The sequence below is a fragment of the Vibrio rumoiensis 1S-45 genome, assembly GCF_000286955.2.
In the GTDB taxonomy this organism is placed as follows: Bacteria; Pseudomonadota; Gammaproteobacteria; order Enterobacterales; family Vibrionaceae; genus Vibrio; species Vibrio rumoiensis_A.
This window is the reverse complement of record NZ_AJYK02000080.1, coordinates 1-8,311: the sequence shown is the minus strand read 5'-3', so window position 1 is coordinate 8,311 and position 8,311 is coordinate 1. Positions and strand designations below refer to the sequence as shown.

6 protein-coding genes, 1 pseudogene, 1 riboswitch and 1 other annotated feature are annotated in these 8,311 nt (G+C 38.3%); of the genes and pseudogenes, 1 reads left to right on the top strand and 6 read right to left on the bottom strand.

Features of this window, described 5'->3' with window-relative positions; all coding sequences use genetic code 11:
- From hisD to A1QC_RS10460, 3 genes and pseudogenes are all read right to left on the bottom strand, one after another.
- The coding region (gene hisD, locus A1QC_RS10470; protein WP_017026105.1) for a histidinol dehydrogenase at nt 1-752 on the bottom strand (752 nt) is incomplete at its 3' end.
- 5 nt (nt 753-757) lie between these two features.
- Nucleotides 758-1,655: pseudogene (gene hisG / locus A1QC_RS10465) on the bottom strand (ATP phosphoribosyltransferase).
- A 44-nt stretch (nt 1,656-1,699) separates the two neighbouring features.
- Nucleotides 1,700-1,827 (bottom strand) — a sequence feature (His leader region).
- A 187-nt stretch (nt 1,828-2,014) separates the two neighbouring features.
- Nucleotides 2,015-3,598 carry a Na+/H+ antiporter NhaC family protein gene (locus A1QC_RS10460; protein WP_026025952.1) on the bottom strand — a complete coding sequence of 528 codons (1,584 nt, stop codon included), beginning with the start codon at nt 3,596-3,598 and terminating at the stop codon, nt 2,015-2,017.
- A 116-nt stretch (nt 3,599-3,714) separates the two neighbouring features.
- A riboswitch (Lysine riboswitch) is annotated at nt 3,715-3,968 on the bottom strand.
- A 356-nt stretch (nt 3,969-4,324) separates the two neighbouring features.
- Here A1QC_RS10460 and A1QC_RS10455 point away from each other — a divergent pair.
- Nucleotides 4,325-4,741: an H-NS family nucleoid-associated regulatory protein gene (locus A1QC_RS10455; RefSeq protein ID WP_017026103.1), complete on the top strand. Its 417-nt coding sequence runs from the start codon at nt 4,325-4,327 to the stop codon at nt 4,739-4,741.
- A gap of 97 nt (nt 4,742-4,838) precedes the next feature.
- Here A1QC_RS10455 and A1QC_RS10450 read toward each other — a convergent pair whose 3' ends face one another.
- The 3 genes from A1QC_RS10450 to A1QC_RS10440 form a co-directional block, all read right to left on the bottom strand.
- Nucleotides 4,839-6,143 (bottom strand): inosine/guanosine kinase, encoded by a 1,305-nt coding sequence (locus tag A1QC_RS10450; protein ID WP_017026102.1) that lies wholly within the window; start codon nt 6,141-6,143, stop codon nt 4,839-4,841.
- Between the two features lie 115 nt (nt 6,144-6,258).
- Complete coding sequence (locus A1QC_RS10445) at nt 6,259-6,840, bottom strand: DUF2057 family protein (protein WP_017026101.1); 582 nt, start codon at nt 6,838-6,840, stop codon at nt 6,259-6,261.
- 81 nt (nt 6,841-6,921) lie between these two features.
- A complete protein-coding gene (locus tag A1QC_RS10440) occupies nt 6,922-7,896 on the bottom strand; it encodes a porin (protein WP_017026100.1) in 975 nt (324 codons plus the stop codon).
- Nucleotides 7,897-8,311 lie beyond the last annotated feature (415 nt).

Sequence of the window (8,311 nt, the reverse complement as noted above, 5' to 3'; positions counted from 1 at the left end):
GCCGCCACAAAATCCGCATCGGCTGTTTCATCTGCGATCACTAAAACTTCAGAAGGACCAGCCGGCATATCAATCGCAGCACCACGAAAATCGTTGCTAACTTGACGCTTTGCTTCGGTCACAAACGCATTCCCCGGACCAAAGATTTTATCGACCTTAGCAACGGTTTCTGTTCCATAAGCCATAGCTGCCACCGCTTGCGCCCCACCAACATTGTAAACTTCATCAATATTACATAACTTGGCAACGTATAAAATTTCATCGGCAATCGGTGGTGGTGAACATAGCACCACTTTACGACACCCTGCGATTTGGGAAGGTACGCCTAACATTAATACGGTTGAAGGTAATGGTGCGCTGCCGCCAGGAATGTAAAGACCCACTTTATTAATCGCGCGTGTCACTAATTCACACACCACGCCAGGTTGGGTTTCGACACGTAAAGGCTGCATTTTTTGCGCTTTATGGAACAAAGAAATATTTTTGTGTGCTTGTTCTAATGCTTGTTTCATTTTTTCAGACAAGCGAGAAGACGCTGCGTCAATTTCTTGCTCAGTCACTCGAATAGAAGCAGGCTCAACTTTGTCGAACTTTGCCGTTAACGCTTTTAACGCCTCATCACCACCTTGTCGAACTTGATCAAGAACCTCTGTCACAATGCTCGTGATATTCGCGCCATCGCTAATCGCTGGGCGCTCTAAAACTGCATTTTGTTGATCTTCACTTAATGATTGCCAAACCACAGTTTTCATACGGCTTACTCCATCATTTTCTCAATTGGCAACACCAAAATAGAGCTAGCGCCTAACGCTTTAAGCCCTTCCATGGTTTCCCAGAATAAATTTTCTGTGCTAACCAAATGTACCGCAACACGGTTTTTTTCTTGAGAAAGTGGCAATACCGTTGGATCCTCAGCGCCAGGTAGCAAAGCTTTAATTTGCTCTAATTTATCGGCAGGCGCATGCAACATAATGTATTTAGATTCTTTGGCTTGGATAACGCCCTGCATGCGAGTGAGTAACTTCTCTATCAATGCCGTTTGCTCAGCAGAAAAATCCCCATTACGTTGGATAAGCGTCGCTTTAGAGCGGAAAATGACCTCAGCTTCTTTCAAACCATTGGCTTCAAGCGTTGCACCAGTTGAAACTAAATCCGCAATCGCATTCGGCAAGCCCTGCACGTGGCGCCACTTCCACTGAGCCTGTAAGCATGCAAGTGCTGAACGTAATGCCCTGCTCGTCCATGTAACTTTTTAATAAATGTGGATAAGAGGTCGCGATACGTTTACCAGCAAGATCCTGAGGGCCGCTGTAACTGCTGTCTTTATCAATAGCAATAGATAAACGGCAACCACCAAAATCTAAACGACGTAGTGCATTAAATTCGCAAGGTTCACCCAATGCTTTGCGATCAAGACGAACTTCTTCTAATTCATTTTCACCAATGAAGCCTAAATCAACCACGCCATCCATGATCAAGCCTGGGATATCATCATCACGAACCAGTAATAAGTCGATTGGCATATTTTCACTGTGAACCACTAAACGCTCACCGGCGATATTGAATTTCACGCCACACTTTTTAAGCAATAATTGACACTCTTTGCTTAAACGGCCTTTCTTTTGAATCGCAATTCTTAGTCTTGTATTTTGCATTACTCTATCCCTGTAAAATCAAAGTTATATTTTTAAGTCTATAAATGAAAAAACCCCCGGAGAGAAAACTCTTCCGAGGGTTTGAATCTTTTTACTGATTCAGCGCCGGAAGAGATATCTTCCGGATGCATACACTCACCCGCAAGATAAAACAGGATGATGGTGATGATGAATGTTCATATCTAATGTACGCATGTTTATTCGCTTTATAATCTCAGTTCTAATGTATTCACACTAACTAACTGTGCTAATTTTTTCAACCATTAAATATGAATTTTTATTGATATTTTTATTTCTCAATACAAAAAACCGCATCTATTTTAAGGACACGGCTTTTTTCTCTCATATTCGCTCAATTATCAAGCAACGTTTTGTTTAATTTTTGCTTTTGACGCTACTGACATCATAAAACAACAAATCACAAAAGCCACTGATGCGGCAACAAGCCCCATTACTGTCGAATCGGTTAAACCAAGCACAATAAAGCCAACCACTGAAACGGATGCTGTCGCTAGCGCATACGGCAACTGTGTTGAAACATGATCAATATGATTACAACGAGCACCGGTTGAAGACAATATTGTGGTGTCTGATATTGGTGAACAATGGTCGCCAAATACTGAACCGGCTAAAACCGCACTTAACATTGGTAACATTAGTGCTAAATCTGTCGCACCAGCAAGATCTCCGGCAATCGGTAGCATAATGCCAAATGTTCCCCAAGATGTGCCTGTCGAGAAAGCCATCACACCGGATAACAAAAACAACAGAACAGGCAGCCAATGATTACCAATACTCCCTTCAACCAAGGTAGATAGATACGCTCCTGTCCCCATATCTTTAATGACCGCGCCAATCGTCCACGCAAAAGCAAGAATCAAAATTGCACCAAACATAGACTTGGCACCAATCCACAGTGTGAACGACACATCTTTCATTGGTATCTTTTGCCTTAGCACAGTTCCTAATGCCACGACCAACCCAACTAATGCGCCGTAACACAAAGATTGACCTACATTAGTATTCTCAAATGCTTTTAATAGACTAAATGGATGACCATCAGCTGATAATACCTCTGCGCCAGAGCTGATCATGAAATAGACAGTGGCAATGATTAAAGCAACAATAGGTAAAATTAAATTTGAAACCGTACCCGTTTTACTCTCGTTGATTTCAGATTCTTCTGTTAGATCAGGAGCATTTTCATCTTTGTCATCAGTTTTTCCTTGAGTGGCAGCCAACTCATGCTTACGCATTGGACCAACATTAAGATCAAACCAAGCAACTGCAAATACCATTAACAAAGCAAAAATAGCATAATAGTTCATTGGAATAAGACGAACATAAGCACCTAACGCAGAATACTCTGTAATACCGTGAGATATTAAAATACCACTCACCACTGTCATAATATATGCACCCCAACTTGAGGCTGGCATAATCACGCACATTGGTGCAGCTGTGGAATCTAATATATAAGCAAGTTTTGACCGAGATACATAAAAACGATCTGTTACTGGTCTTGCTATTGCACCAACGGCTAAACTATTAAAATAATCATCAATAAAAATAAATACGCCTAACCAAGCGGCTAATAATTTAGCACCACGTTTACTTTTAATCCTCTTTTGTGCCCATTCTGCAAACGCATATGTTCCACCTGACAAAGTTAATAACGCAGTTGTCATACCCAGTAAGATTAAGAAAAGTAAAATGAAAATGCTGTCCCAGTTTAAACTACCATCGCTAACAAATACCCCTAGAACAGTGGCACTAATATAGTCAACCGTGTTGCCAAAAGAAAAACCGGTTAATAAAAGCCCACCAAATAAAATACCCACACCAAGTGATAACAACACTCGGCGAGTTAAGATTGCCATTGTCAATGCAATTACAGGAGGTAACAATGACTCGGGAGAGGAAGTAAAATCTATTAAGTTCATGATCTAATAAAACCAAATTTGGTCAGAGATCTACTGCAGAAGGGATATTGTTGAAGAAACACCGTCGTAAAACAATAAAACATCTTGAAATAAACACTAAAAGCTAAACTTTTAAAGCCTACAGTAGCGCTCCATAGTATAAAAATACTGCGCAATCTATTCGTTTGATATTTAACCACAACATCAAAAATAAATTCGCACAAACTATGGCAGTGTTACACCTATTCGGCGTAACCCCAGTAAGCAGCTTGATAAGCTTAGCTGAATTATTTACCAGCGATACCTACTTCGGCGATATCCCCTTTCATTCATCATCATAGGTATCACCCTCTTATGAACTACTGATAAATATCGCGCCTCTACATCAAACTAAAACATTTCTCTCATAAAAAGGAAGGTTGCAGCCTAATCACGAGGTGTAATAGAAAGATGCGCATCATTGTAATGATCGAAGGAAAAATGGCAAGTTAAAAGTACTATTTAAAACTTAGTCGTAATATTGAAGCAAATTTATAATCACAATTGGGTTGAATTTAAACTTGTTTAAATATTCCTTATTATTTAGTTGAACTTATTTTAACTATTACGTTCGAACAGCTAAAGCAATATATTTTTGACTAAATAAATTATCGCTTATAAAATGATGTTAACTATTGTCTACTTTATTCATAAGATAGGCGATAGATATAAATTTATTAAGAACTTATCGTCGCAATAGGAATAATCATGCCAGAGATAAAAAAATCAGCCCTATTAAATATTCGTAGCCTTCGTGCATTTACTCGTGAAGAATTCACTCTTCAAGAACTTGAAGAATTGCTAGAAAAATTAACAACTGTTGTTTCAGAAAGAAAAGAAGTGGAAGAACAAGAACTTGCTGAGCAAGCAGAACGCGAAGCTAAACTAGCTGAATATGCAAAAATGATCGCAAAAGATGGTATTGATCTTGAAGATTTAATTGCAGCAATGAATGGTAGTGAAACCAAAACTAAAGCGCGTAAAAAGCGCCAACCTCGACCTGCAAAGTATGAATACATGCTAAATGGTGAATTAAAAACTTGGACAGGCCAAGGTCGTACACCTTCTGCTATTCAAGAGGCACTAGATTCAGGCAAATCAATCGATGAGTTCCTAATCAAGTAATTTCTTGCTCATTTAGGCAAATCAAAAAGGGAGCAATTAATGCTCCCTTTTTTATATCTACCCCCAAGTAACTGGGTATAGATTTATTAAATACCCATTAGCGTTCCCAATATGCTTCTTCTAAACTATCTTCTTTTTCCGGTAAGCCACGAGACAGCCTTGGAGAATGCTGCGCCAAAACTTCATAGCTAGCTCGATTGGCATACTTACAGACTTGCGAGAAAGATGAGTAAGTTAAAAATGGAAATTCATGTTTACTCGAATTCGGGATATTTTCTTTGTGGTACTTATTAGCAGCCATATCATGCAAAATAGCCGATAATGCAGCATCACCTGCCCCATTGGTATTCTTAATTTTTTCAGGCCCACCCATATACGGCGCAATATGTGAATAAACTTTAATAGGATCAATACACAAAGAACGAATCGTCGGACGACTGAATTCATAACGGTTAAATTCCGCAATGGACCCCGGCAATAAAGGTAGCGTAGTTTGTCGCTTCGCTTCATTTTCAGTATAACCTGCCATATACAACCCAACAGGACCTGCAGTACAAAGCACCATATCTACCCAATCCAATGCCTTATCGGATGCCAGTAATGGGTCGTGTTCCCCAGTTAACGCTTCTGCCTCTTCTTCATTCATGGCAAGAACGGAAACATTTTCTTGAATAAACTCACGCCAATATTGAGGGTCATCTTGAATAACATATTTTGTTCCCAATGTAAGAACCACTGGGACATCGTATCTTTTAGCGTATTCAATCGCTTTCATCGTCGCTTCTGGCATCGGATCGCCTGGTTTGCAACGTACTAAATACGCTGTCAATACCAATGCAGAGGCATCTGCAAAAATTTCTTCCGGTATGCTGCTAGGCAACAACTGATTCATTTTTCCTTCACTGATCGCAAAAGTACGCTCGCCATTCTCACTGATTAACGCAAAGCAGCGCCCTATTGGCCCATCAACGGCTTGTAAGTAATCTAAATTCATTCGGCTAGACGTTTTACACACATAACGGTAGCCATAGCTGCCAATTTTAATATTGCTGCTCATTACTCCTAACAAAGTAGACGTATCATCGGCTAACACTGAGTAATTGTGCAACGTATTCCCTATCGTCCCACCAGCAAATTCGTCAGTGATTAATTCAAACTGTTTAAGTTCGTTATACAAAGCTTCTGCTTTTTCATCATCAATAACTAATGAATGCCCTTTGCTTAATTGATACTTTTCAATAAATTCATCACTCACTTTCGCTTCAATATCAACTAAAGTTTGATCGATACCAATAATGTGAGTGCTAGACATTTGCTTGCTCTCTTGAGCTTGACTTACAAGCGGGTCGCGAGCATCAACTGGAAAATAGTGTTTCGATTTACGTTGGCCAGGGAATTTCATAGTAGTTAAGTGTGTTATGAACAGAGATGCAAATTGTAGTCATCAAATAGGAAATCAGCAATATGCGAAGAAATAGCAAACGATTTCTTCGCAAGATAATTGCTCAACGCTGGCTTTATTGTGCATTTATCCAATATTTAAATTCTGCTTTCTCTTGTTTTGATGCTTGCTGATACCAATATTTCAAGTTATTTAATGATTCTTTTGATTCTAAAGCGACTTTTTGCTGTTGTTCAACAATTCCAAAAGGAAACCCATGCTCAGCATTGTAGTTTGCCACTAGCTGAGGAACGTCTGAATATGGCATAAAAGAATCGTTTTTAGGAAGTTTATCCTGCTTAAGTAGTGTTACTTTCAGGTTACCAAACTCAAAAATATCACTATTATCATCTATGGCAGCTTGTAAATCACTAAATGTGGAAGGTTTAAGATTTAATGTTCCGTCACTACTTTGGGAGAGATTAAAAGTCATTACATATGGAGGTGTCGATATAAATTCCGTTTTCCCTTTATTTACTAATCGCCCCGAGAACTCAGCAACCACTTGATTTTGCCCATCAGTCAGTAAAAGTGGAATCCCTTCTTCCACCTTTTGACCATTAATCATTACAACCTTAATCCCTGATTCTATTGTTAAAACACTTGCAACAGCATTAGTTGAAATTATAGCAACTAAAAATAATAAGATTCTCTTCATTGATCAATCATCCCTATATACAAAAAAAGTCAGCAAATGCTGACTTTTTTGAACTATTAAATAGTTAATTTAACTCTAACATTAGAATGTTAAGTATGCACCAAGCATGTATAGGTTACCAGTGGTATCATTACCAGTGGTATCATCACCAGTTACACCAGTATATTCAACAAAAACCAGTACATTATCAATGATAGAATGATCTATACCAACAGTATAAGCATTGAATTTCACATCTGTATCATCATCAACCAAAGCGTAACTACCGTAAAAACGTGTTTCGTTCATTTGATAAGCAGCAGCAATACCGTACGTATTACCTTCAGTGATATCAACATTAAAAGTTTTTTCTGTCTCACCAGTAAATTCGAAATCACCACCAAAATTCTTGTATTGCGAAGCACTAGCAGCTAGATATAAATCACCAAATTGAGCAGAAGCAGAAAGCGCGGTAGTATAAGCATCAGAACCGCTAGTTGCATAACCTGCACCAACAGAAAATGCATCAGTAATAGTCCAGTCACCTGAAAGTGCATATACATTATCATCACTATCAGTATTCGTTTGAGCATCTGCTGATAGAGCTAATCCACCAAATGCTTTCTGCCAACGTATAGCGTTACTGCTATCTTCACTCTCGATAGTACCTGCATAAATACCTTCATTCGTGATATCCGTTTTTTCTAGCGCATCAAACGAATCACCAGCTTCACCAATAGTGAAGGTACCAAACGTGTTGTTAGTAAAACCTGCATATACATCATCAAATTTCGCACCTGCATCTCCATCACCTTCGACTTCAAAAGATAAAAACGCAGTATTATTAGTACTAATTTTATAATCAACATCAAACTGAGTTTTAGCCCAGATAGCAGCATTAGGATCAGACTTATCTTTTGGTTGACCCTCAAACTTCAAATCACCTGTTTTAAGGTATGTATCAACTTCACCTGAAAGCTTAACTGATGTTGTATCGCTAGAATAAAGCTCAGCTGCATTTACTGAACCTGCAAAAGCTATTGTTGAAACAGCTAACGCTAAAAGAGTTTTTTTCATAATAATCCACTGCCTTTAATTTAATTTGAAATTCCCTTTGGGATTCCTTTCTTTATTATTTTATGCCCAGAAGTTTTCCACTTCTAAGCAGTACATCTGATTCGCACCCAAAGATTGCAATAAGTTCCCTAAAAGTGTCAAATTTAATAAAAAAAAACATATAAATAACAAAAAAAACATAAAACCATTGAAAAACATGCAGTTATGATTAATTGATAGCATTTTACTTACATCGATACATTTGAAAAACCAAGATTTAACAGTGCCTTACCGCAAAAACATAAAGAATAAAATATCGAAAATAACAATAAAACCAGAATGATTAACCATAAAATCATTGGATTCATACAGTAATCACCAATAACTATTCAGTTCATATCAATGAACATCAGTTGTTACAAGTTCAAGTCAATTA